This is a genomic window from Serratia proteamaculans (genome assembly GCF_008830365.1).
GTDB classification, from domain to species: domain Bacteria; phylum Pseudomonadota; class Gammaproteobacteria; order Enterobacterales; family Enterobacteriaceae; genus Serratia; species Serratia proteamaculans.
In genome coordinates this window covers 670,062-696,252 of sequence record NZ_WBKI01000001.1, presented here as the reverse complement: position 1 = coordinate 696,252, position 26,191 = coordinate 670,062, and the positions used below count along the sequence as shown (strand labels likewise).

Below are 26,191 nucleotides of genomic sequence, written 5' to 3'. Positions count from 1 at the left end.
TATGTATCAGGGATACCCGGACTTTCAGCAGATTATCATTACCGATCAGCACAGGTTCATTGCAGCCTATCAGCAAAATGATGCCTATTTTTTATACCCGGCATCTCTCACCATTTTGGCAGCGGATCCCTTGGCGTTCTCGCTGGATATTGTTCGCAGTCCCAGTACCGACAGCATTTACGGTTGGCTGAATTTCACCACCGAACTGCAGTATGCCGGTGAGCAAAGTCTGGCGGACTTCAAACAACAGCACCCGGATAAAGCGGTGAAGGTGCTCCCCGTGTTGCCTGCCAGCCTGGGCTTTGACGTACCGATTGAGTATCACAGCGCCCTCAGTGGGCAAAGCTATGACCCGACCTGGTATTCGGCGCAGTGCATCCAGTTTATTATTTTGCTGAACTCGGCCAGCACTCAACTGATCGAGAAAACCCTGCTCAATGAGACTATCGGCTTTAATGCCCGACTGGACGGTTTTGTTGAAGGGGTCTCACCACGGCTGGCGTACTCCGTCGAGTTTGATCCCAGGGAGCTGATACTGGCATTGGCCGCAGGAGTCAAAGGCGCGCAGCCTGTTGGCGATGATCGGGTGGCCTTCGACTATGGCCTGCTGACGCAATATCTCTACCAGAATATTGCGCTGCTGCCGCTGCAAATCAGTCCGCCACTACCGGTGAGCGATCCCGAGGGAAACCTGCTGTTCAGCCAGACGTTACTGGATCGTCTCTACAATTTGCGGGGTACACCCTACGCCGGTCCGGCGTCCAGTAACACTGCAATGATCGCCCTGAGCATTCCTGAGCAAGGGGGCCGGGTGATCTTCAAGCTCGACACAGTGGTACTGAGCCGACGTCCGCTGTGCTTCATACTGGATCCTTTTACCGCCGCACAGCAAATTGCCAAGGTCTCGCCTGATACCATTATTCACCGCACCACCGCCCCGCCATTACCGCCGGGCGAACGGGAAATCGACGTCTTTTACGTGTCTCCCATGGGGCTGAAAAACACCGTATTTATCGATATTCAACTCAGCGTACCGGCAGGAGATATTTACCCGCAGGAACAAACGCAAACCCAGCAGCTAAGCCCGGACCAGAGCCGGTTGACCTTCAAGTTTCTTACCAGTTCGCTGGAGCCAGAACCTTTCTTTTACCAAATCCGGGTTAATTATCCGCAGCAAGGAAGCTGGCACACCCTGATCGGCGAACGGCGCCCCTGCGCCGATCGGGCGCTGGTACTGGATTACGCCGCATTACCCTGCCCATTTCTCACCATCAGCATTGATCCCGGTTTCGCTCAGCAGAGTCAGATTGGCGGTATCTACCATTCTGCCGGTTGGCTGCAAGATTTGGCCTTAACCGCGGCGGCGCCTTATTTCAGTTGTCCAGTTCTCGGTGACGAAACCTTTATTGAAGCAACGGCTTATCAGTTGGCCGGGAGCGGAGTCGTGCCGCTACCGATGCCGATTACCCAGGCCACCACTATCGGGGCTTACAGCTTCCCGCAGTTTGGCTCACAGCGAGCGCGGATCACCGTCACTCTGCCCGCTGAAATGCTCAAAGTCGCATTGACCTTTCAGCCGGAAAGCCAAAGCCGCACCACGGAGCACACCTTTACCCACCAGCAGAACAGCTACGACTACCCCTGGACGGTCACTTCGATTTTTGCCAGCGGGTTTCGCTACCAAATCAACACTGGCCCATGGTCGGCCTATGTGACCGGCGATCAAACGATTGATGTCAAAGGTGAAAAATGAACAGTGAAGAACTGAATCCCCAGCAGACGTTACAAAACTTTTTCCTGCTTGGCAGAGCCCTGGCCTTCCACGACCAAACGCAGCCACCGGGGTGCTATACCTACGGCAGTTATACTCCGCAGGTGGTGCTGGATGGTCCGGGCGGTAAAATCAGTGCGCTGCATTTGCTGACCAGTCCGGGCGGCGGTCTGGCGACCTTTATCGCCCCCAACCTGCCGGTCGACACGGCGGCAATTGAGGCCTATATCCGCCAGCATTTCATTTCGGCACCCGGAAAAATCAGCCTGGAGCAAGGCGATATCCGCCAATCGCTGTTCCTGCGTTTTATCCGCCAGCCAGAGTCAGACAGCTATAACGTCGAGTTTGAACAGTCCAAAATGCCGCTGACCCACACTGAGTCAGGCCTGCTGGACAGTGCCATTCGCGGAGCCAAGAGCCAGGTTTATCTGGTGACCCACAGCCGGTTCAGCGTCAGCAGCCGCGCCACCGCCAGGCTGGAGGCCGACTGGGTAGCATTTTTAACCCTGGCCTTCAACGAACAGGCGCGCCAACCGGAAATTATCGCCATCCTGCTCAACCAACAGATCGACGCCGGGGTGATCACCCTGTTGGAACAGTTCGACAACGCCCCCTCGGAACAGACTCGCGAGCTGGTCAGGGATTCATTAGTGAAAACTGCTTCACAACTGGTCAGCAACACGCTGCGTAACATCCACTCGATTGATGAGATCCCCAGCAAGCTCAATTATGACGTCAGCTACAGCAATAGCGTGCCACAGCGCTATTTGCTGGCGCAGCAGCAGGATATTGCCATCCTGCTTGGTCAACTGCCTGCCGACAGCATGATCACGTTCACGCCGACGCCATTGCCTGAACCCACTCGGCCGGACAAACCCGTCAAGCACCGCGAATGCACAGTGAGCCTGGGCTTCAATCCAAACGGTTTTAATATCACGTCGATTGAGCTGCGTTACGACCAAACACAAACCCCGATGCCGTGGCCAAACTTCCCGCCGGTGACATTGAAAACCACCTCGGAAGTCAGCGATATCACCCTCAAAGTGACGTTTTCTGATTACTCCAGCTATGAGAATCAACTCCACTGGCAAGACAACATCGCGCTCACTCCGCAAGACCTGGGGTTTTACAGCGTGCTGTTTGAAGCCGAACACCTGAAGGCAGAGTTTAAAACGGTCAGCGGCACCGCGAGCTATTCGCCGGCCAGCCAGGGGAAAAAACAAAACTTTAGCTTCTCGTTTAGCACCCAACAGTGGCAAGCCAACTGGTGGATCAATGCCCATGCCAACGGATTAAACGGTCGCATTGACTACCGTTGGCAAGGAAAAACCGCCTCGATATTCCCCAAAACCTACGACTCTGGCCCGCAGCAGGCCAGCGCCAGCCCCGTCAAACTGCAATACAACAAGTGATATAAACAAGAGGAACACCCTATGTTAACCACCGCTTTGCAGCAATCGGTCAAAATCCCTACGGATAAATATCTGGGTATTAAGGAATATGCCTTTACCTGTTACGGCGACAGTATTGATAAGAATATTTATTATGTGGTGCCCGAGATCCCGGTGTTTGTCGCCAGGGATGCCAAAAGCCCCTATTTCATGTTCTACAAGTATCGCAGTGAAGACACCCAGGGCGGCTATGCGCAATTTACCGTCATGCTGCCGCAGCCTGATTCGGCGATGAAAAGCAAGATCAGCATCGAGTTGCTCGGCAAGCTTAAAGATCCGCTGATCGCGAAATCCACCCTGATCGTCAAGTATGTTCAAGCCGAGCAGGCCTCTGTGGCCGATCCTGAAAACGCGACCAAAAAAACCGCCATGGATACCGCGTTGCGCAATACCAGCCTGAATGACGACCAGGCTGCCAGATTTGTCGCGTTGTATGACGCCAACAAAGGCAATGACCAATTCGTGCTGGAATTGACGCCGACAGAAATCAGGTTGGAAGTCCCGAGACTCACCTCGGCACAGGCCTCATTGATTCTGGACAGCAACGAGAAATTCTATCGCCAAATCCCCACCACGCTGTCGCCATCAGGTCTGGGGGATAACAACACCGTGTTCAGCCTGTCGTTGACCGGTGAAGGTGCCACCCTGTTCGAACAGGTGTTGAAAGGCACCGATAAAAACTCCAGCGTAGGCATTCGCTTCGACTTCAGCCTGGACGCCTCCCTGCCGGCCGCCAAAGTCACCGTCAGCTACGACAGTGAGATCACCAAGTCGGTAACGCAAAGCATCAGCTACCATACCTGGTCGGCCGATGAGAAAAAAATTGAGCGCGAATATATCGAAAAAGGCGCGATCAAGATCGACGTTCAGGTCGGGCTGACCGCAGCAGAAATGGGCATGTCACCGGATCAGTACATTAAATGGAAGGACGGTCTGACCGCCTGGGGTCAGAAACAGGTCGAACAGATTTTAAGTAGCCAAACCGGGTTGGACATGAGCCTCGAGTTGCTTAATGACGCCGACGGTTTTGATAAATTCAAATCCAGCCTCAGCGAAACCAAAAGCTTTACTCGCGTCTATGAAGAAAACTCGGTGGTCTCCTTCTCCATTGCGCCACAGACCCAGTTGCCGTCGATTCAGTCCATCGTCGGCGAAGCCAATCTGAAAGAGTACTTCAAAGAGTACGATCTCAACGACCCGTTCTATCAGTACATCCAGCCCGAGTTTTTTGTCACTCCGGATCTGGCGAAATATAACGTGGCCAATATCGTGGTGACCGCCTACTACGACAAAGACAACCAGAGCACCCTGCAGTTTTCCCCTGGCGACAGCGGAGCAAAAAAAACCGGCAAATGGTTTATCAAACCCGAGTTGGGCCGCGCATTTAAATACTCCTATACCGTCAACTTCACCGGTATGCAGGCCAAACCCTACCACTCTGGCGACCTTCAGAGCGATAAGGATCTGATTATCTCTATCAACGTAGCCGAATGCGGCATCGTTTATGCCGACATTGCTACGCTACTTGATCCTATGGGCTGGAAAGTCTTTAGCCAGGTGGTGATCAAAACCCAATATTCCGATCCGGATAAAGGGGTCAAACTCAAGACCAACAGCCAGGTGGTCAATGAGTCGACCCCCCCTCAACCCTTTATTTATCCGATTGGCGTCGATGTGGATAAACCGATTTATTTCTCCACCGATTACTATGCCCTGGACGGTGACAGCCTGACCTACATCCCCAACGGCGTTGAGACCAGCCCACAGCTACCGGGTTATGGGCTGATCCGTGGCCACCAGATTTTGGTCGCCAATGCCCTGCCGAAAACGCAGAAGTACACCATTATCTTCAAACCGACCCAGAAAGACGTCACGCTGATCACCTATGAAATGGTGGTGTATTACCCGAAATGGGACTTTACACAGTCCCAATCCCTGGCCCTGACCGAGTTTGATCCTAAATCCCTCACCCAATATCTGACCTTCGATCTGATGCAGGTGGAAAAAGGCAACGAGGTGAAGATCCATTACGTTTCTACGGTGTATTACGGGACTGACAATCTTGAAAAAACCGTCGAGAAGGATGTGACAGGAACCAGCACCATCGTGGTGGTGACTTTCTGACGCGCTGAGCCCCCCAGGGCAAAGCTTCTTTGCCCTGATTCACCTTCATAAAATGGAATGGTCGCTATGAACACTCAGGTCGTAGTGCAAAACATCTGTTTTATCCGAGCCGACCCAGACAGGCCGATTTATTATTATTGCGCGGCGGCACCGGGCATTAGCGTTATTGATGGTAACCAGCCCGCTGTCCAGCTACAGATATTTAGAAACAGCAGTCAACCGGCCACGGTTTACTACGCCATGCTGTCGCTGCAAACCCAGTTGAACAGCAGCCCCGAGGCCGCCCGTGCTGCGGCAGCCGCCAGCCCGGACATGCCGCACGACGCGGTGTTAGTGCCGTTGCAGGCGATCGGCTGTACCGCCACGCTGAACATTCCCGGCTTTATCGCAGGCCAAACCAGCAAGACCTCATTGAGCGAGCAGCTCAACTGTTATCTGCTGGCCAAACTGGCCCCGGACAGCGATATCGCCCTGCTGACCAGCCTGATGGCCACACCGGCCACTGCGCCGATTGCCATCAGCTACAAAATTGACTACCTGCTACAACTTCCTCCGGCCACCTTTGAACTGGAGGCCCGCTGGGACCAGGTTTATCAATTCCTGCAACAGTCGGTCGGTTTCAACCTGCTGTTCTTTTCCGTCGATATCGAAAAAACCTCGGCACAGCTGATCAGCGAAAAAGTGGTGACCATCAAAGTCAGGGACACCGATCCCGACGGCCACTTCATGCAGGCCACAGCCGAATTGACGCAGATCCTGACCGGTGAGTTTTTTACCCCGGTGTTTGCCGAAGTGCCACAACAAGACAAACCTCAGGCCGGTTTTTACCTGCAACGACTGTCGGTTGAGGATCTTGACCAGCGACGTTTAAGCGGAAAACTGACGGAAACCACGGTGGTCAAACGCTCACTTTATCCACAGGCGCTGTTTGCTGAACTCGTCGCCGGTACCGACTATCAGGCCGATCGAGTGATCAGCCAAAGCGATCTGCAGGATGATTTCTTCGCCCACCGCGAGGTCCGGATCAATCTGTTGTCCGACGAACTGGACGATAACGTTCAACTGGTGATGGTGCGTCTGCGCTATGGCCCGGACAACAAGCAATACACCTTCCGCCAGGGCGATACCAAACCGAAAATCTTCAGGTCACCGAGTATTATCGATCCTAAAACCGGCAAAATGCTGTGGCCCGTCGAGTATGACCTCACCGTCTATCTCAACCAGGCGGTGGGCGGCGTGAGGTCGGTCAGCTCCGGCGCGCTGCAAACCGAATTGAACGATGTCTATCTGGATATTGAGTCGCTCTATGGCCGCTACGATTTTGTCATCAAGGCCGCCAACCTGTTTGACTGGCGCTGGTACCAGTCGGTGTTGGTCACCCTGCGCTGCCGTCCAATCGGGCAGACGGCATCCAGCCTGTCGAAAAGTTTTCAGATTAGCCAGACTGCGCAGCAGGACAGCTACCCGGTGATGCTGCCCAACCCCGATCAGTATTTATTTGACGTAACCAAGGAGTACAGCAGCGCCGTCAACTCACCCCATATCTCTGCGGTGCTGAATGAACCGACCAGCCAGGATGTGTATCTGCCCTCCAGTTTGTATCACCAGCGGGTGTTAACGCTGTCCGCCAGTATGGACTGGCAACAGGTGGCGTCGGTGCTGGTTTCCGCCAGTTATGCCTATTTGCCCGGCGATGACACTCCGCCTCTGCAGCAAATTTTTCAGTTTACCGAAACCGAAGCCGCCCCCCAGCGCTTTAGCGCCGACCAAATCGACCCAGAGCGGCTTGCCGTCGACCTGGAGGTCTGGTTCAGCTACCTGCCGGGCCAGGGCGGGGATAAACCCGAGTACGTCCAAACCGCCACCGGTCTAGACGCTATTGATATTGCCAACCTCAATTAATTAAGGAAACGCCATGTTATTACTCAGAGCAAGAACCGCCACCATCAACAACATCACCTTCTTTGCCGACGACTCCGATGACAAGCAGTTCTGGTATTTGCCCGGTGATATCCATATCGCAGCGAAAGACGGAAAGCCGATATTTTCATTGATCAAGTACACCGGCGACGGCAGCGGCCAGCAAGGGGGCTACATCAACTTCGAGGTCAATACCTCGATCGACCCCGCCGAGCTGGACACCGCCTTCAACGAATACCTGCGCAAACTGAAAGTGGATCCGAAAACCGCCCGCAAGGCCCAGGTCCCCTATGACAAAGGCACGGTGAACTTCTTTGTGCTTGATGTCGGCAGCAATGCCAACGGCGAGTTAATCAGCGCGCAGTGCCCCAGCCTGTTTGGCAACAACAGCGCCATCTTCAGCGCCAAACTGACGCCGCAGCAGGCGGTGATCCTCGAGGCGGCGTTTAATAAGGCACAGGCCCCAGCCGCCGTGGCCTACAACCTTAGCTTTACCGGTATTACCCCGGCACTGAAAGTCGAGGTCGAGGCCAAGTTTGAAAGCCTTTACAAGGAATTCGACCTGAAATTTGGCGCCAATATCCCGATCCCGGTGGAAACCCCCGCCAGTTTTTGGTTGGGCTTTGACAGCGTGATCAAAAAACTGCAGCAGGACCAGAAGTTGATCATCAAGGTGACCGAGAGCATGCCAAGCGAGGAGGAAGCCAAAGAGAAAGAGTGGGCGCTGCAGTTTGTCAAAGAAGAGATCCTGAAAAGCTTCTTTACCGCGTCGCTTAAACCTAATGATGACAGCAATACCCAGGCCAAATCAGCCAGCGACTCGATCCTGGAATCTCTGCTCGCCAGCGGCAAGGAAGACGGCGAAGAAGGCGGTAAAGGCGGGCTGTTCCCCAGCGCCTCACTGGAGATCAAGCTGGTGCGGATCGAAGAAACCAAAAACCTGAACTTCAATTACATCTCGTCGAAAGCCCTCAGCCAATCGGCGGTGCCGCAAAACTTTATCGGCAGCGATATCCTGCGCGCCAAAAAAGAACCGCCTTACTTTATTGAAGTGAACGTTAACGATCCCTTCTTCCAGAAAATCGACTTTACCGTATTGGGGCCGGACGGCTTTACCGAGTACGGCATTAAAGCCGCCAGCTTCAGAATCGACTACAACAAACAGGTTTATACCGCCGAGCCGTTTATCACCGATGACGGTAAATGGAGCAAGAGCATCTCGCGCAGCAGCGACCACAATGAACTCTTTGTGATCCGCAGCGAGTATGCCTTCAAGTCTGCCGCCACCACCGGCTGGGAAGGCAGCAGCAGCTATCAACCGCAGTCGGTCTCGGCGTCGACCCTGCTGAATTTGGATCCCGGGGCGGTGCTGACCTTCAACGAGATTGCCATCTTCCTCGACCGGAAATTTTCCTGGGAGAATTACAATCAGGTGATCGTCGAACTGACCTATCTGGATGACAAAAAGAGTCGAAAAACCAAGAAATACCAGTTTAATCCGGATAAAACCGAAGAACAGACCTTTAAGTATCGCTGCCTGACCGAGCAGCCCTGGACGGTTAACTACAAAATCACCTACCTGAAAGTGGGAGGTGACAGCGTCACGATAGACGGCAGCGAAAACCCACCGGCCATTGTTATCCCGGCCGTGGCATAGGTGACTGACGATGGTCGAACGCCATGCAGTATTACCAGCGGCATGGAACGCCCTGGTAAGCGCCCTGTGTCAGGAAGCGCCGTACTTACACACTACGCTGGTGCCCGAGATCGCCCGGTTCAGCCAGGCACGCCTGGCCTCCGGCTGCCTGTCTGCCGCCTTTAACACCAGCCTGTTGGGGTATAACGGGTGCCCACTCGAGTTCACCGTTTCATCGTCTAACCCGCAGGCACTTTCCTGCACGTTGGATCCCTTTTTGCCGCGTTACGCCGAAGATCGGGGAGTTGAAAGTTTTTACCGACACTACCAGCAACTGACCCTTTCACTACCGCAGCAGAAGGTCGAAAGTTGTTTGGCGGCAGTCAGCCGCATGCAGCACCAGGGGGCACAGCCACTGCGGTTTGGCTCGTGGCTGGGACGAAAATACAGTCCGGAGACGGTAAAAACCAAAGTGTATTCCGAAGTGCCGCCCGGAGCTCCAGATCCGGACGATTGGCCCGGCGGCGTGAAGGATTACCCTGCCGCTGCCTGCCAACAGGCGGGATTGTCATTGCTGATGGTGGGCTATTATCCGCAGCAGCCCGACTCACCGCGTGAATATTACTTTCAGTGGCACAGCGCCCGCATCACTGATGCCGATATTTTGGCGGTGATGACCTTTTTCGGCTGCGAACGGCTGTTCCCAGCGCTGGTACCGCTGATGGACCACGCCCTGCAACAGACTTTGAGCAGTGAAGGTTTTCCTGCCACTACCTACGGCTTTAGCCTGGTTTACGGCCCCGGCGGTGAACTGGAAAGCTTCACGCTGTTCACCATGGCGGCCAGCTTCTTCGGTGATAACACCCGGGTGTTCCCTGCGGTGCAAGCCTTGCTGACCCAAAGCCGTCAAACCATGCCCTTGTTGCAATGTGCAATGAGCGCGCAGGTTCCGCTGCAATTCAACGTGGTAGGGTTTTCGGTGGATATGCAGGGGCGTCAGGCCATCAGCTGTACTTTCAGCCCGCAAAATACCCACTTCGGGGAGATACCGCTGAGTCCTACTCCCTCCACCATAAGGACTGTCCGCTCCAGTCTGACGGCGTTACTTGAGCAACAATGTGCCAGCGGTGCCTTTACCGCCCATGTCCGAACACCGGACGGACGCTGGCATCAGGATGAAAATGCCTTTGTTACCGCGCAGGTGTTACGCACCCTGGATTACACCCCACAAACCGCTCCCTTTATTGAGAGGGCACTGGATTTTTTAATCGCCTGCGAAACCCGTCCGTTCCACTTCAGCTTTTGGCCAACGGCCGCCCATCCCCAGTGGATGGCAAACCAGCGTATCTGCGCCGACATTGATGACACCGCCATCATTACCGAGCTGCTGTACAAGTTTGGCCGTATTTCGCTGGCACAGGTCAGGCAGACCATTGCACAGATGAACGGCTACCAGATCCGCCGGGTTGATCCCCGTCAGGCCGCCGTACAACACCAATGGGCAGAGTGCCAAAGCTTTTATACCTGGATGAAGGACGACAATGATATTCGCCAACTGGATTGCTGCGTAAATACCAACGCGCTGATTTTGCTCCATACGTTGGTGGCCGGGAGCGACGCCGTACTGCCGGCTTATCGGCGTATTATTCAGATGCTGAATCAGGCGTTGCAATGGAGTGGCCACCGTTACGACCGAGTCAGTACCCTAACCCCCTATTATGCCCACCCCAACGAATGGCGCGTCGCTCTGGAGTACGCCAGGCTGGCGGGGGTCCCGCAACTCACGCCGCTGATTGATGCATTGGCCCACTGGCACTGGCCCGCCGACCGCTTGGAAAGCCCGCTCTATCGTCGGCATGACGGACGCTTCCTCTGGACTTCGTCCTGCCTGAACCAATTCAGAACCCTGGCCCACACTGAACGCACTGAGGATAACCATGAATACCTTTCTCAATGACCTGGTGACACTGAACCAAATTATTCTGCAGAATGCGCGCGAACAGTTTCCTGACGTCGAGGCCAGGCAGCTACGCTATCGGGCTGCCCCGCCGGTGCTGGCGGATGAGATGACCGCCGAGGTCTGCACCGAGATCGTTTCAGGAGAAACTCGTTACCAGATTGCCACCAGTACCGACGGCACCAGTTGGCGCATGGAGCTGGATTTCGCCCTGAGTCGCCAGGTGCCGCAGGTTCCCTATGTGGTTCTGAGTTTCACCCGCTTTGGCAGCGTCGAAGAGATGATCTTCGACCAGGTGATGCTGACATCGCAGGAAAATCGCTATCAGGCACAGCTTGATCTGTACAAGCTGGAGCAGCGCGATGCCTTGCTGCAGGCCCTGTCGGATTACGATGCGCAAACCACGCTGGTGGTCGCCATCAAAACCGATCATGGCATCACCAATACCCTCACCGACCCTAAAGTTTTCTACTTTGCCGAAAACTACTATCCGTATATCTATCAGGGTATTTTGCCGCCACCGGCTCGTCTGCAACTGATCCTCACCCCACTGGAGTATCAGCAGCTTTGGTACAATTACTATCAGGACTATGTGCGCAAAAATTCCCTTTACTATCTGCCGGATACCTTCCTGTTGGCGACCGATACCGACGGCAAACCGATGCTGTCGATTTCATTCTCTGCCGGCGAGCACGCCACCTCACTGGATGAGATCAAGGTGACCTTTGACTACTTCCTGTCACCCAAGGTGAACCAAGGGCGCATTGCTAACGCCACGGCACAGTTTTCACAAATGCAGCCGGATGCCAGGTTGGCCCCTTTCGCCAACGCCGACTCGCTGGTGTTGCAGTTGGCATTGCCGGAGGGGAAAACCGAGGAAAAAAATGCGCTGATCAACCTGCAAAGCGGGATTGTCGATTCATTCACGTTGCCCGCCCGGCAGTTCGCGCTGATTTGGGACGCATTATTTAACCGTTCACCGCAAAACCTGTTGTTGAAAGGCTATTTGGCGGTGCAATTTACCGGCTTTAACCCGGATCATCTGCCGGTGGTGCTGGCGCTGGACGCCAAATACCAGAGCAAGGTGCTCGACTTTATCCAACAGTCCGCCCCGGTGGACATCTACAAAACCGTTGAATTCAGAAGCGACAGCGGCGCTTACGATCCCTCAGGGCCACGCCCGATCAAACGCATTTTGGTGAACATCGACAACCAGACGGTTGAGTTGACCAAAGAGCACCCCAGTCATGACGTGACGGTAAAAGTCTCGGCATTGGATCTGATCCTCAACCCGGATAAAAAGCTGGTTTATCATTACGACCTGCAGGTTTTCTACGTCGATGGCGGCATGACGCCCTACTACGACAAAACCTCCAGCTTTGAAATCATTTACGTGCCTTGAATAACGGCTAGCCTGCTGTTGGCATCCACAGCAGGCTACGCAGAAACAGCATAATCAACCGGCCAGAAGGATCGGCGCCCACACCAGTCCGTTGCAAGGCTAACCCGTGCGCCATCGCCATAAAGGCCGCCGCTAGCTCATTGGGTTCCGCAGGCGGCGTCTTGCCCACCTGCTGAAACAGCGAACCGATCACCGCGCCAATTTTTGCCTGATGTACATCCCAAACCTTTTGATATTCAACGGCAAAGGCCGGGCTGCGTTGCGCATGCAGTTGCAGTTCTATCGATAACATGCACCAGTCGGCCTCCCGATTCAGGGTCGCCGACCATGCCTCAAGTGCCGCTAACACCTGTTCCGCGCTATCAGTATGACTCTGGGTCAGGCTGGTGAGTTGTGCCGCCTCGGTTTCCATATGCCGCTGCAAAAGTTGCAGCAGCAGATCCTCCTTGGAAGCAAAATTGGAATAGAAAGCCCCCTGCGAATAGCCAGCCTGACTGGCGATATCACGGATTGAGGTACCGCCATAACCACCGACAATAAACAGTTGGCGAGCGGTTTCAATCAACCGTTCGCGCGTCTGGTGCTGGCTCTCCTCGCGAGTTAACCGTTTTTTTATCGTTTTCATCTGTATCAACTTTACGCTGGTTGTCATTGCCCTTAGGTATTCAAGATATCACTTGATATTTTAAACCTCTAGCCATAGATTTATATATCACTTGAACTTTGAAATTCACTTAAGATTTTAATCATGATGAAAATACAAACGGCGTTTGTCACCGGCGCGACCGGATTGCTCGGCAACAACCTGGTGCGTGAGTTGGTTTCTCAGGGGGCCAGGGTCAAAGCCCTGGTGCGTTCGATGGAAAAAGGTCGTCAGCAGTTCGGGGCAACCGACAGCATCGAATTGATCGAAGGCGATATGACTGACGTGGCCACCTTTGCTGAACACCTGCACGACTGTGACGTGCTGTTCCATACCGCCGCCTACTTCCGTGATAATTACAAAGGTGGCAGCCATTGGGCGAAGCTTAAAGCTATCAACGTCGAGGGAACCGAGCGTCTGCTGGAGCAGGCTTACCGCGCAGGTGTACGTCGTTTTGTGCATACCTCATCCATCGCGGTGCTCAACGGTGAAGCGGGCATGCCGATCGACGAAACCTGTTTGCGACGTCCCGAAGAGGCCGATGATTACTACCGCAGTAAAATACTGGCAGATGAAAGGGTTTTTGCCTTCCTGGATAAGCATCCGGAAATGCACGCTAGCCTGGTTTTGCCGGGCTGGATGTGGGGGCCGGGCGATCTTGGCCCCACCTCTTCCGGCCAGTTGGCCAATGACGTCATGCGCGGTAAATTACCGGGATTGGTGGCGGGCAGTTTTTCAGTGGTTGATGCACGAGATGTGGCACAGGCCATGATACTGGCGGCAGAACGAGGCAAACGCGGTGAGCGTTATCTGGCCGCCGGACAACACATGACCATGCACCAGTTGGTGCCGCTGTTGGGGACTATTGCCGGAGTCAAAACGCCAACTCGCACACTACCACTGCCGTTACTCTACCTGTTGGCAGCACTGCAGGAGGCCTACGCCCGCCTCAGCGGCAAACCGGTATTGCTCAGCCTGGCAACCGTGCGTCTGATGGTGAAAGAGGCCAACCGTTCTCATTTCAATCACGCCAAAAGTGAACGAGACCTGGGGCTGACATTCCGACCTTTGGAACAAACGCTGCAGGATACGGTGGCCTGGCTACGCAATCACCGCCCGTCCACCTGACACTGATTACGCCGTCTGTGACTCCACATAGCTCAGCGCGGAACGCAATGTCGCTGGGTTAAGCGCCAGCGGCAGCAAATGAATGGATTCCCCCGCTTGCAGGGTGCGCTCAATCAACCGTTTGATTTGCGCCTCATCGTGAATGTCCACCTGCAACGCCGCCAGACTGACAGGCAGATCCAGGCGGTGATACAGCGCAATCAACTGAGCCACGGTGTCCTGCTGCCCCAACAACGCGCTTTGCACCAGAATGCCATAGGCGACTTTGGTGCCATGCAGGAAGGCATCGGTCTGCGGCAGCGCGGTCAGGCCGTTGTGCACCGAATGCGCTGCGGCAATACGGGTATAACGATCGCCCAGTCCGCCCACCAGGCCACCGCCGGCAATAATGGCTTCCAGCACATTGAGGAAAGCCTGGCTCAATTGCCCTTCCGCCTGCGCCTTTAGCGCCGCCTCACTTTCGGTCAGCAGTACGTCACGCAGGGTCAACGCGGTATTGATACCTAACTGCACGGTTAACGGTAAACGTTCCGGTTGCGGGCTGAGCACCACCGCTTCGTACCATTTCGCCAAAGTATCGCCGATACCGGCCAGCAAATACTCTTTTGGCGCGCGCAGAATAATTTCCGGCTCGACCAATACCAGATGATTGGCATCGTTGAAAATCTCGTAGCGCAGCGCCTGCCCCTGGTCGTTGTACCAGACCGAAAGCGGCGTCCAGGCGGCGCAGGTGGCGGCAATGGTCGGGATAGCCACCACGGGTAAGCCCAACCGACGGGCTACCACTTTGGCGGTGTCCAGTACCGCACCGCCGCCAACGCCAATCACCACCTGACGATCTGCCCCGGCCTGTTGCACGATATCCTGCACCGTGGTTTCGCTACAGTGGCTGTCGAACAACACCCGGCGGGCATCGGCAGCATCAAACACCGCCGGTAGCCAGGGCTTGGCCGCGGCCAGCGCACGTTCGCCATACACCCACAGCGCATTGTTCAACTGTTGCGGGGAATAAAATTGCGCCAGTTGGTCAATGGCCCCAGGGTAAGAAAAATAGTTGGCGGAGCCGGCGACCACGCGAATGTGGCTATCACTCATGTTCAAGTCCTTATTTTGTCTGATCTTGCCATCATAAAGGCGAGTTTAGCGTTGCCTAATACTCTTTAGCATTAGCTTATGATTTTTCGTTCATTGTCATCCGTTCCGCCCGCGTGGAAACTGACGGCTTCAATTCATTCTTTGAATAAACAACCATCCCAATGGTGACGATGAATTGTCCTCCCGTTTTTAATGATGCTTAACCATGCAGGGTAAAATTTAATGAAACTGTTCAACACCTCATTACTGGCGTTAAGCCTGTTCGCCGTATTTCCCGCGTTCTCCGCCCCCGCTACCGCGCCGATCCCGGCGGCGATTGCCGATCACCAGGGGCCAATCCGTATCGCGGTGATCCGCAATCTGGGGTCTGACGACAATACCACGCAGTTTGTCAGCGGCGCGGTGCAGGAAGGCCGCAAACTGGGCTTTCAGGTCAATACCTTCCTGACCAACGGTGACGATGCCAAGTTCCAGGACTTCGTCAACCAGGCCATCAGCCAGAAGTACGACGGCATTATCCTGTCTCAGGGACGCGATCCCTATTCCACCGCCCTGTTGAAACGCATTGCCGACAGCGGTATTGCAGTGGCTGCCTTCGATACCGCCGTACAGGGCGAGATCCCGGGGGTAACCATCAGCCAGCAGGATGATGCTTCGTTGACCGATCTTTCATTCGGCCAACTGGTGAAAGACTTCGACGGCAAAGCCAATATCGTCAAGCTGTGGGTAGCGGGTTTCCCACCGATGGAGCGACGTCAGGCGCAGTATCAAAAGTTGCTGAAGGATCAGCCGGGCATCAAGGAGCTTGAGTCCATCGGCGCGGTATCCTCCGACGTTCAGGGTGACACCGCCAACAAGATCGGCGCGATCCTGGCCAAGTATCCAAAGGGCAAAATCGACGCCATCTGGGGAACCTGGGATGCGTTTAGCCAGGGCGCCTACAAGGCCCTTCAGGAGAATGGCCGCACCGAAATCAAACTCTACAGTATTGATATTTCAAACCAGGATCTGGCGCTGATGCGTGCCAAGGGCAGCGCCTGGAAGCTTAGCGTGGCGGTTGATCCCAAGCTGATTGGTGCCGTTAACCTGCGGCTGGTGGCCAATAAGATTGCCGGAGAGAAAACCCCGGCGACCTATGAATTTAAAGCCGCTGCCATCCCGCAGGATCTGTTGCTCAGTCACCCGGATGCCACCAACGTCGCGTCACTGGCCAAAGTCATTCCTGGCTGGGGAAAATCGGACGATTTTATCGCGCCGTGGTTCGCCACGCTTGAAGCGCAACAGGCTAAGAAGTAAGGAACGGATATGGCATCGCGAGCGCTTCCCCAACCCGAGTACAGCCGCAATATGCGGCTGATCGGCCACAGCGATCAGGGCGGTAAGCCTGACGGCGTGCAGGTTATGGTTCACCGGGGTTATGCCTATATCGGGCATATGGTTTCGCAGGGATTTTCTATCGTCGATGTGCGTGACGTGAAAAATCCGCGTGCGGCCGGTTTTGTCCCCGCGCCGCCGGGTACATGGAACGTACATTTACAGGCGCACGATGATTTGCTGCTGGTGATCAACGCTCGCGATTTGTTTGCCGATGCCCGTTTCGCCGATGAGAAGGTCTACTACACCCGCGCCATCAGCCAGACGGTGTCAGGCAATGACGCCCGCGGCTGGAGTGCCGGGGTGCGAATTTTCGATATTTCTACCCCGGACCAGCCAAAGGAGATCGGTTTTCTGGCGCTGGAGGGGATCGGCGTCCACCGCATCTGGTATGTCGGTGGACGCTGGGCCTATGTTTCCGCCCTGATTGACGGCTACAGCGACTACATTTTTCTGACCGTCGATTTGGCCGATCCACGCAATCCGCAGATCGCCGGCCGCTGGTGGCTGCCGGGTATGCACAGCGCCGGTGGAGAAACACCCAACTGGCCGGAAGGCAAACGCTACGCCCTGCACCATGCGATTATCAGCGGCGACACCGCCTATGCCAGTTGGCGTGACGGCGGCCTGACCCTGCTGGATATCAAAGATCGCAGCCAACCGCAGCTAATTGCCCATCGCAACTGGAGCCCGCCGTTTGGCGGCGGCACCCACACCGCACTACCGCTGCCGGATCGGGATCTGCTGGTGGTGCTGGATGAGGCGGTGCTCGATAACCAGCAGGACGGCGAAAAACTGATTTGGCTGTTTGATATCCGCCAACCGTCCAACCCGGTGAGCATTGCCACCTTCCCGCAACCGGAGGAACGTGATTACATCAGCAAAGGAGCGCATTTCGGGCCACATAACCTGCATGAGAACCGCCCCGGCAGTTTTATCAGCTCAACGCTGATTTTTGCCACCTACCAAAATGCCGGTGTGCGCGCCTATGACATCAGCAACCCTTATCAACCGAAAGAAACCGGGGCTTTGGTGCCCGCCGCTCCAGAAACGATGATGGATAAACGCCCGGACCGCCCGCAGGTGATCCAATCCTGCGACGTGTTTGTCGACGCCCAGGGTATTATCTACAGCACGGATTACAACGGCGGTTTGTCGATCATCGAGTATTTGGGCTGAGAGTTTAGGATTGCCACGACCATTTTAGGTCCATTGGCATAAGATGAATGAACCGGTAAACCAGACATATTAAGGGAAAGCATGTTTAGTCATATCACCGTAGGCGTCAGCGATCTGGAGCAAGCCGCCACTTTTTACGATGCCATTTTGCTGCCGTTGGGGTTAATACAACGCCCGGTCACCCCGGATGGGGGCCCCGCCGCACGTTGTTGGGTGATACCCGATCAGGCATTGCCGCGTTTTTACGCTTACCAGCCCTATAATCGACAACCGGCCAGCGCCGGTAACGGCAGCATGGTGGCCTTCATCGCCCACAGTGAACAACAGGTGCGTGAAGCCTATGTCGCCGGTATCGCGGCAGGCGGCATTTCTGAAGGTGAAGCCGGTGAGCGCCCTCATTATGGCCAAGGTTATTTTGGCGCTTACCTGCGCGATCCGGACGGCAACAAGATTCATATCGCCTACCGGGGTGACCTGCTGTGATCCCCGTCCGGTTTAATGGCGGCATGGTTCCGGAGGGTCATCACCAGTGCTATTGCCGCCAACACACCTGCCGCCAGGTAAGTCACACGCATGCCGTTTGATACCGCCTCCGCCGTCGCCAACGTGATATCACCGGTGTTCGCCGCCAGCATAAACAAAGCGCCCATGGCAGAAGCCCCGGTGATCAGGCCAAGATTACGTGAGAGGTTAACCATGCCGGAGATCACCCCCCGCTGCTCAGGGGCCGCATGCTTCATCAGCGCGGTATTATTGGCGACCTGAAATAGCGTGTAGCCCAGGGTAATCAGGCAAAGGGGGGCCACGTAGCCAAAGCCCCCCTGGTTGAGCGTCATCATCGACATTACGCCGGCCCCCAGGGTCATGATCGCCAGGCCCACGGCGGTGATTTTTTGTGCACCAAGACGATCCACCAGCCGACCGGCCGGCACGCCGAGCAAAGCCGCCACCAACGGCCCGGCTGACATCGCCAGTCCGGCCTGTCCCACTGCCAACCCCAGGCCATGCGTCAGATAAAACGGCCCAACCACCAGCGATGTCATCATCACCGTCATGACCAGTGCGCTCATCACCAACCCAACACTCAGCCCAGCCTGACGGAACAGCGCCAACTGTATTAAAGGAGAGGCCGTGGTGTTTTCCAGCCGTACAAACAGTCCGATCCCCAGCGCCGCACAAAGCAACAACAGCAAATTGATGACGCCGAAGTTACCATGCCCCAGCGTCATCGACAGCGCGTAGCAGGCCAGCGTCAGACCGAGCAGCAAAGTCCCGGGTAGATCAAAATTGCCGTTATCTTTTTGCGACTGCGGCGAACCCACCGGCAGATAACGATAAACCAGCATAAATGCCAACCCGCCCATAGGAAGGCTCACCAGAAACATCGCCCGCCAGCCGAAGCCAAAAATCAACGCGCCGCCGAGCGTAGGCCCAAGCGCGGTACCGATGGCCGACATGCTGCCAAGCAATCCCATGGCACGGCCGGTGTTTTCTTTCCCCAGTGTCTCACCCACCAGTGCCATGGTCATCGCCATCATCACTGCGGCCCCCATTCCCTGGGCAACGCGTGCCGCCAACAGCAGCCAGATATCCGGTGCGGCGGCACACAGTCCGGAGGCAAGGGTAAACAAGACAATGCCCATCAGCAACAAGCGACGGCGACCGATCCGGTCCCCCAGACGCCCTATGGCTATAATGGAAGTGGTAATGGCCAGCAGGTAGACGATCACCACCCACTGCACCGCCTGAAACGACGTGTTGAACGCCTGTGCCAACGTAGGCAAACCGATGTTGGCAATGCTGGCGCCCAGAGATGAAACCAGCATGGTCAGGGAAAGGCCGGTGAGAATGCCGCCGGAATGGGGGTTGCCCACCGCAGATTGAGTAATTAGCTTCATAGTACTGACTCCTGAAAGAACCTGTCAGTAGCCTATGTCAGCCCATGATATGGCGGAAGGCGCAGCCTATGCAGTTTATTAATGCATATGACGCCATGTCATCGGTCAGCATTAAGGATCAAACTTCAAATCCGCTTCAGGCAGATGATGAGGAATTACACAAGGAGACAAGATGAAAATCGATCTGCTGTTTGATGACCTGTCCGTGCGTGCCGAGCAATACAACGCCCGCGCTTCGGTAGAAAATTTTGATGCTTGCATGGCGCAATATGCGACGCTGGCCTCCCAAGCCAAAGCACAAACGCCGGGGATCTATGACATTCACTACGGTATGGGCGTTGCCGAGCGTCTGGATCTGTTCCCGGCCGCCAACCAGCCTTCGCCTCTGTTGGTCTTTATTCATGGCGGTTATTGGCATTCCCAGCGCAAAGAAGAAGCCTGTTCGATGGCCGCCAGTTTCACCCGTCACGGCGTAGCGGTGGCGACGCTGGAATATACTCTGCAACCGGAAGCTACGTTGGCGGAAATCGTCCGCGAGGTGCGCAGCGCGATAGCCTGGCTTTACCACCATGCCGCCCAATATGGCATCGATCCCGAGCGTATTTTTGTCAGTGGCAGCTCGGCCGGTGGCCACCTGAGCGGCATGCTGATCGCCGATGACTGGCAGCACCTTTATCAGTTGCCGGTGAATGTGATCAAAGGCGCACTGGCGTTGAGCGGCCTGTTCGACATTCGCCCGCTGTGTGATATCTACGTGAATGACTGGATGCGCCTGACGGCAGAACAGGCGCTGACACTCAGCCCGCTGTTTATGCTGCCGGAAAAGGCCAATGCACCGCAGATCCTGCTCGACGTAGGCGCCAAAGAAACCCAGGGCTTTAAAAACCAGACACTGGCCTATTACACCGCCTGCCGCGAGAAAGGGCTTGATGTCACCCTGCTGGAAGACCGACACAGCAACCATTTCACCCTGGTGAACCAGTTGGCCAATCCTGACAGCGCCATGTTCAAACGTGTGATGGCGATGATCAAGTGATGCCTTGAGTCACTGTGTCGCCCGTCAGCAGCCAAGCCCTGATGCTGAGCGCTACAGTGACCCACTCCAATGGCTTATTCTCAATTCCAGCTTTGCTTTGCACAAAAATGTCTAAGACAGGCGCGACAGCCTATTCCTTCGGTATTCTGCGCCACCCAGTCCCTTCTATATTCCATTTTGAAATATCAAAGTCCCGTTCGTTCTTTCGGGTGCGTTCAAATCACCACACAATGAAATCTGAATCGCAGTCCAGTGCATAACCGCATAAAAAATCAGGTTTTATATCTTGTCATTGCTAATTACTGCTCAATTTGCCCGTCTGGTGTTGAATAGCCAGCCCGAGGGTTCCGCCCTGTCGGCCGCCCGTGTCGGGCTGATGGATTATTTCGCCTGCGCATTGCCTGTCGCCCAGGGCGCACTCACCGACAGCGGCCTGGCGGCGGTGACATCGGTATTCCCGCCCATCGGGGCAGAGAACCGCGCGCTGTACTTTGGCTATGTCAGCCACTCACTGGATTTTGATGATTATCACCCCGCGCTACGCGGCCACCCAACTACGGTGGTGCTGTCTGCGCTGCTGGCGCTGACCGGCGATACACCTGATGTACATGCGCTGCTGAGCGCCTATGCGATCGGCGTGGAAGCCGCCGGGCGATTGGGGTTGGCGGCCGGGACTCAGCATTATCAGTTAGGTTTTCACAGCACCGCTACCCTCGGGGCGGTGGCCGCCAGTGCGGCAGCGGCACGCTATTTACAGCTGACACCCGAACAAACGCAGATCGCCCTCGGGCTGGCCGCCACCCAGGCCGCCGGGTTGCGCAGTCAGTTTGGTTCGGCCGCTAAACCGCTGCACGCGGGATTGGCGGCGCGTGCAGCGGTCAATGCGGTGCTGCTGGCGCAGGCGGACTTTACCGGCCAGCCGGAAGGCGTAATAGACAGCCTGTTGCAATCGCACGGTGACGGAAGGCAACGGCCAGAGTTGTTGACCATCGACTGGGGCGCGCCGTGGCGCATTCTGCAACCGGGTCTGGAGTTTAAACGCTACCCGACCTGCGGCGGCACCCACAGCGCCGCCGAAGCGGCATTCAACCTGCGTGATCGCTTGATCGAACAAGGTATTCCCCCTGCCGATATTCCTGCGGTAATCAGCCACATTCAGGTCAGTTTTCCGCCTGGTGCCGATACCGCTCCCTATATTCGTCGTCCGTCAAACGGGGTTGAAGCACGCTTCAGCCTGGAATACGTCATCGCCGATGCCCTGTACAGCGGATCCGTACCACTGATGCACTACGGCGAAAATCCGGTGGACCCGGTGATTGCCGCCCTGGCAGCGCGGGTTGAACGCCATGCCGACCTGACGGCCCCACCGGATGAACTGGATGCAGAGTTACGCTTCCACCGCGTGACCTTAACTTTGCATGATGGCCGTCAACTCAGTGACATTGTCACCAGAAGGCAAACGGCCGCCCGCCAAACCGACGTCAACGCCAAGCTGCGCAGCATCCTGCAACTGATGCCGCATCTGGACAGCGACAGCGTGATGGATGATTGCGCGTTAGCGCAACCCGAGGCGCTGCTCCGCTTAATAAAATTACTAAACCAATAATAAATATAGGAATAATCATGAGTACTTCACCTTCAACACCATCGCGTCAATTACGTCTCGGCCTGTTTGTTCAGGCGCTCGGCCACCACGTCGGCGGCTGGCGTGCCGCCGGTGCCAGCGGTTCCCCGACCGACATTGACTGGTTTACCTGGATCGCTCAAAAGGCCGAAGAAGGCACCTTTGACATGTTCTTCGTCGGCGATGCGCTGGCGACCAGCGTGCACCGTTTGCCGTCGACTATGTCACGCCTGGAGCCGCTGACGCTGCTGGCCGCGCTGGCGGTTAATACCCGCCATATCGGGCTGGCGGCCACCGCCTCTACCACTTTCGACCAACCTTTCCATTTGGCACGCGCCATGGCTTCCATTGACCATATCAGCCACGGGCGTGCAGCCTGGAACGTGGTGACCTCATTCTCCAGCGATGCGGCACGCAACTTCAGCCGTGACGACCTGCCTTCGCACGCCGAGCGCTATGAAGTGGCGCGCGAATTTCTGCAGGCCAGCTACAAACTGTGGGACGGCTGGGAAGAAGACGCCATCGTGCGTGACAAAGAAAACGGCGTTTACGCCATTGACGAGAAAATCCATGCCGCCAACCACAAGGGTAAGCATTTCTCGGTACAGGGACCGCTGAACATTTCGCGCTCGCCACAAGGGCGTCCGGTGATTATCGAAGCCGGTTCCTCACCGGCCGGGCAGCAGTTGGCGGCTGAAACCGCCGAGGTGGTGTTTACCGCTGCCGCCACGCTGGAAGAAGGCCAGGCGTTTTACCGCAGCCAGAAGAAATTTGTCGCCGATGCCGGCCGCAACCCGGATCACTTGCTGATCCTGCCGGGCGTGATGCCGATCATCGGCCGCACCAAGGCCGAAGCACAGGAAACCTGGTACCAACTCAATCAGTTGGTGGATATCGACAATGGTATCGAGCAGTTGTCTGCCCGTTTTGGCTTTGACCTGAGCGGTTTCCCACTTGACGGCCCGGTACCGGACGTGGGTGCGACCGAAGGCGGCCAAAGCCGGGTGAAACTGCTGACCGATCTGGCCGCGCGTGAAAATCTGACGCTGCGTGAATTGGCCGCCGTTGCCGCCGGTTCACGAGGACATCGCGTGGTGGTTGGTACCGCCGAAGAGATCGCCGATGACTTCCAACTGTGGCTGGAACAACAAGGAGCTGACGGCTTTAACATCATGCCTGCCGTGCTGCCGAACCAACTGGAGCTGTTCGTCGAACTGGTGATCCCGGAGTTGCGCCGTCGTGGCCTGTTCCGTGAGGAATATCAGTACTCAACCCTGCGTGAAAACCTGGGCCTGCCACAACCGGCAATCAACTTCGCCAACGTTAAGTCGGCTTAATTCACTGGGGAATATTATAATGAAAACCACCATTAAACGCACCGCACTGTCCCTGCTGTTGGCCGCTGGCACACTGGCTCCGCTGGCCAGCGGATTCGCGGCAGAAGGCGATGTGCCCTTCCGTGCCGCAGTTAAGGCCAACGCCGATCCTGCGCTGCACGACAGCCTGCCAGAAGCCATCAAAAAGGCCGGTTACATCGTGGCGGGGACCAACCCGAATACCCCGCCAACCACTTTCTATGAAACAGACAACAAAACGCTGGCCGGGCGTGAAATTGATGTGATGAGCGCGATTGCCGATCGTCTTGGCGTAGCGATCCATTGGAAAGATACCGGCGGCTTCGACAATATCATTCCCGGCCTGAAATCCGGCCGCTATGACGTGGCGCTGGCCAACATCGACGCCAACAAAAAACGCTTCCAGCAGGTCGATTTCGTCGGCTATTACAATGCCTCTAAACTGGCGCTGATTGCCCGTAAAGATGCGGCACTTGGTCCTTATACCGATTTGGCACAGCTTTGTGGTCAGACCGTCGGTGCCGGTGCCGGCACTTCGCAGATCACCCGTTTGCAGCAAGCCAGCGATCAATGCGTCAGCGGCGGCAAACCGGCAATCACCATTCCGATCTTCCCCGACCGCCCGGCCGGCGTTCAGGCGGTGATCAGCGGTCGCGTACCGATGTTCTTCGGCCCATATGAAGGCTTGCGTTACCAGGCTACTCATGTGAAGCCGCTGGCACTGGCCGGCGACATCAACATTGAAGGCACCACCGTCGCCATTGCCTTGCCAAAAGGCTCTGAACTGGTGAAACCGGTGCAGGCGGCGCTGAACTCGCTGATTGCCGATGGTAGCTACCAGAAAATCCTCGACGGCTGGGATATCGGTTTTGGTGCGGTGAAAACTGCCGGTATCAACGAAGAGATCGCAAAATGAGTGGGCAACACCCCATCGACGATGCCGGGCTGCGCATCGTCGGTCATCGGCATTATGGGCGTTGGATCAGCGCGCTGCTGGTGCTGCTGATCGTGGGCATCATCGCCAATTCGATGGTGCACAACCCGCGCTTCGAATGGGCGGTGGTGGCGGAAAACTTCACCGAAGACTCGATTATCAACGGCGTGATCATGACGCTGAAACTGACGGTAATTTCGGTGATCTTCGGCTTCGCCGGTGGCGTACTGTTGGCGTTAATGCGTCTGTCGGCCAACCCGGTGTTGGTGGCAGTGAGCTGGTTCTATACCTGGTTCTTCCGCGCGGTACCGATGCTGGTGCAGCTTTTCTTGTGGTACAACATTGCCGCGCTCTATCCGCGTATCAGCCTGTGGATCCCTTTTCTGGGCGAAGTCGCCAGCGCGCCGACCAACACCATTATCAGCACCTTTAGCGCGGCGGTGATCGCCCTGGTAATGCATCAGTCGGCTTATGCGGCAGAGATTGTGCGTGCCGGTATCCAAAGCGTCGGCAGCGGTCAGTTGGAAGCGGCTAAGGCCCTGGGCTATCGCCGTGGGCAGATCCTGTGGCGGGTCGTGTTACCGCAGGCCATGCGCACAATTCTGCCACCGGCCGGGAATGAGGTGATCGGACAGCTTAAAACCACCGCGGTGGTGTCGGTGATTGCCCTGCAGGACGTACTGTATTCGGCGCAGATCATCTACCAGCGCACCTACGAGGTGATCCCGCTGCTGCTGGTCGCCACGCTGTGGTATCTGGTCATGACCTCTATCTTGTCGATCGGCCAGCACTACGTTGAGCGTTACTTTGGTCGGGGCAGCCAGGCCACGGGCAGCAACTGGCTGTTCCGCAGCCGTAAGGCCCCGGTTAGCCAGGCACAGGGAGCAGAATCATGAGCGCCGCCATTGTGATTAATCAGGTGCGGAAGTCCTTTTCCGGCACCGAAGTGCTGAAGAATATCAGCCTGCAGATCCCGGCGGGCTCGGTCACGGTGATCCTCGGCCCTTCCGGCTCGGGGAAATCGACCCTGCTGCGTTGCATCAACCACCTGGAGAAACTCGACGGTGGCACTATTCGCGTGGGTGAACAGCTCATCGGCTATCGCCAAAAAGGTCATCAACTGTATGAACTGAAGGAACGTGAGGTCGCCGAACAACGCAAAAGTATTGGCATGGTATTCCAACAGTTCAATCTGTTCCCCCACCGCACGGTGCTGGAAAACGTCACCGAAGCGCCACTGCTGGTTAAAAAGGAAAAGAAAACCGTGGTGCTGGAACGGGCAAAAGCGCTGCTGACCCGCGTCGGACTGGAACACCGTATCCACGCCTGGCCGCGTGAGCTTTCTGGCGGTCAGCAACAGCGGGTTGCCATTGCTCGTGCACTGGCGATGAACCCCGAGGTGTTATTGTTCGATGAGCCAACTTCTGCGCTCGATCCTGAGTTGGTGGGTGAAGTGCTGCAGGTAATGAAGGGCCTGACGCATTCGGGCATGACCATGGTGGTAGTCACGCACGAAATCGGTTTTGCCCGCGAGGTGGCAGATCAAATCATCTTTATGGATCAAGGGAAAGTGGTGGAGACGGGAACTGCGCAGCAGGTACTGGATGCGCCGCAGCATCAGAGAACGCGTGACTTTCTGGCTACCGTGCTCTAAACCTGCGTCG

At 55.9% G+C, this 26,191-nt stretch carries 20 protein-coding genes; 17 read left to right on the top strand and 3 right to left on the bottom strand.

Features of this window, described 5'->3' with window-relative positions; all coding sequences use genetic code 11:
* Position 1 precedes the first annotated feature (1 nt).
* From F8R23_RS03375 to F8R23_RS03345, 7 genes are all read left to right on the top strand, one after another.
* Entirely contained in the window at positions 2–1,753 is a 1,752-nt protein-coding gene (locus F8R23_RS03375) for a hypothetical protein (RefSeq protein ID WP_129934691.1), read from the top strand.
* Positions 1,750–3,183, top strand: a complete 1,434-nt coding sequence (locus F8R23_RS03370; protein WP_129934692.1) for a hypothetical protein — start codon at positions 1,750–1,752, stop codon at positions 3,181–3,183. The genes F8R23_RS03375 and F8R23_RS03370 overlap by 4 nt, the downstream gene beginning before the upstream one ends.
* Positions 3,184–3,204: 21 nt before the next feature.
* A complete protein-coding gene (locus tag F8R23_RS03365) occupies positions 3,205–5,346 on the top strand; it encodes a hypothetical protein (protein WP_129934693.1) in 2,142 nt (713 codons plus the stop codon).
* Between the two features lie 66 nt (positions 5,347–5,412).
* Positions 5,413–7,248: a hypothetical protein gene (locus F8R23_RS03360; protein WP_151415267.1), complete on the top strand. Its 1,836-nt coding sequence runs from the start codon at positions 5,413–5,415 to the stop codon at positions 7,246–7,248.
* Between the two features lie 13 nt (positions 7,249–7,261).
* Complete coding sequence (locus F8R23_RS03355) at positions 7,262–8,923, top strand: hypothetical protein (protein ID WP_151415266.1); 1,662 nt, start codon at positions 7,262–7,264, stop codon at positions 8,921–8,923.
* 10 nt (positions 8,924–8,933) lie between these two features.
* On the top strand, positions 8,934–10,859 hold the full coding sequence (locus F8R23_RS03350) for a hypothetical protein (protein ID WP_151415265.1): 1,926 nt from the start codon (positions 8,934–8,936) through the stop codon (positions 10,857–10,859).
* Positions 10,840–12,261, top strand: a complete 1,422-nt coding sequence (locus tag F8R23_RS03345) for a hypothetical protein (protein WP_151415264.1) — start codon at positions 10,840–10,842, stop codon at positions 12,259–12,261. Before F8R23_RS03350 ends, F8R23_RS03345 begins: the two co-directional genes overlap by 20 nt.
* Before the next feature lie 7 nt (positions 12,262–12,268).
* Here the strand turns inward: F8R23_RS03345 and F8R23_RS03340 are convergent, their stop codons facing one another.
* Positions 12,269–12,886, bottom strand: a complete 618-nt coding sequence (locus tag F8R23_RS03340; RefSeq protein WP_151415263.1) for a TetR/AcrR family transcriptional regulator — start codon at positions 12,884–12,886, stop codon at positions 12,269–12,271.
* A 123-nt stretch (positions 12,887–13,009) separates the two neighbouring features.
* Here F8R23_RS03340 and F8R23_RS03335 point away from each other — a divergent pair, with 123 nt between their 5' ends.
* Positions 13,010–14,032 carry an SDR family oxidoreductase gene (locus F8R23_RS03335; RefSeq protein ID WP_129938112.1) on the top strand — a complete coding sequence of 341 codons (1,023 nt, stop codon included), beginning with the start codon at positions 13,010–13,012 and terminating at the stop codon, positions 14,030–14,032.
* A 6-nt stretch (positions 14,033–14,038) separates the two neighbouring features.
* Here F8R23_RS03335 and F8R23_RS03330 read toward each other — a convergent pair whose 3' ends face one another.
* Positions 14,039–15,127: an oxidoreductase gene (locus F8R23_RS03330; protein ID WP_151415262.1), complete on the bottom strand. Its 1,089-nt coding sequence runs from the start codon at positions 15,125–15,127 to the stop codon at positions 14,039–14,041.
* Between the two features lie 222 nt (positions 15,128–15,349).
* Between F8R23_RS03330 and F8R23_RS03325 the strand changes: the two genes are divergently transcribed.
* The 3 genes from F8R23_RS03325 (at position 15,350) to F8R23_RS03315 (ending at position 18,163) form a co-directional block, all read left to right on the top strand.
* Positions 15,350–16,423 (top strand): sugar ABC transporter substrate-binding protein, encoded by a 1,074-nt coding sequence (locus tag F8R23_RS03325; protein ID WP_112349768.1) that lies wholly within the window; start codon positions 15,350–15,352, stop codon positions 16,421–16,423.
* 9 nt (positions 16,424–16,432) lie between these two features.
* A complete protein-coding gene (locus tag F8R23_RS03320; protein ID WP_085116723.1) occupies positions 16,433–17,680 on the top strand; it encodes an LVIVD repeat-containing protein in 1,248 nt (415 codons plus the stop codon).
* An 81-nt stretch (positions 17,681–17,761) separates the two neighbouring features.
* Positions 17,762–18,163 carry a VOC family protein gene (locus F8R23_RS03315; RefSeq protein ID WP_129934701.1) on the top strand — a complete coding sequence of 134 codons (402 nt, stop codon included), beginning with the start codon at positions 17,762–17,764 and terminating at the stop codon, positions 18,161–18,163.
* On the opposite strand, the gene F8R23_RS03310 is transcribed toward F8R23_RS03315, so the two are convergent.
* Complete coding sequence (locus F8R23_RS03310; RefSeq protein ID WP_129934702.1) at positions 18,142–19,578, bottom strand: MFS transporter; 1,437 nt, start codon at positions 19,576–19,578, stop codon at positions 18,142–18,144. The genes F8R23_RS03315 and F8R23_RS03310 overlap by 22 nt on opposite strands.
* Before the next feature lie 172 nt (positions 19,579–19,750).
* Here F8R23_RS03310 and F8R23_RS03305 point away from each other — a divergent pair, with 172 nt between their 5' ends.
* The 6 genes from F8R23_RS03305 (at position 19,751) to F8R23_RS03280 (ending at position 26,181) form a co-directional block, all read left to right on the top strand.
* Positions 19,751–20,614, top strand: coding sequence for an alpha/beta hydrolase (locus F8R23_RS03305; RefSeq protein WP_151415261.1), 864 nt, complete (start codon positions 19,751–19,753; stop codon positions 20,612–20,614).
* 286 nt (positions 20,615–20,900) lie between these two features.
* Complete coding sequence (locus F8R23_RS03300; protein ID WP_151415260.1) at positions 20,901–22,220, top strand: MmgE/PrpD family protein; 1,320 nt, start codon at positions 20,901–20,903, stop codon at positions 22,218–22,220.
* A 17-nt stretch (positions 22,221–22,237) separates the two neighbouring features.
* Complete coding sequence (locus F8R23_RS03295; RefSeq protein WP_099061959.1) at positions 22,238–23,575, top strand: LLM class flavin-dependent oxidoreductase; 1,338 nt, start codon at positions 22,238–22,240, stop codon at positions 23,573–23,575.
* Positions 23,576–23,594: 19 nt separating this feature from the next.
* Positions 23,595–24,509 (top strand): ABC transporter substrate-binding protein, encoded by a 915-nt coding sequence (locus F8R23_RS03290; RefSeq protein ID WP_129934705.1) that lies wholly within the window; start codon positions 23,595–23,597, stop codon positions 24,507–24,509.
* Positions 24,506–25,423, top strand: a complete 918-nt coding sequence (locus F8R23_RS03285; RefSeq protein ID WP_129934706.1) for an amino acid ABC transporter permease — start codon at positions 24,506–24,508, stop codon at positions 25,421–25,423. The genes F8R23_RS03290 and F8R23_RS03285 overlap by 4 nt, the downstream gene beginning before the upstream one ends.
* Complete coding sequence (locus F8R23_RS03280) at positions 25,420–26,181, top strand: amino acid ABC transporter ATP-binding protein (protein WP_112349760.1); 762 nt, start codon at positions 25,420–25,422, stop codon at positions 26,179–26,181. The genes F8R23_RS03285 and F8R23_RS03280 overlap by 4 nt, the downstream gene beginning before the upstream one ends.
* The last annotated feature ends 10 nt before the right edge of the window (positions 26,182–26,191 follow it).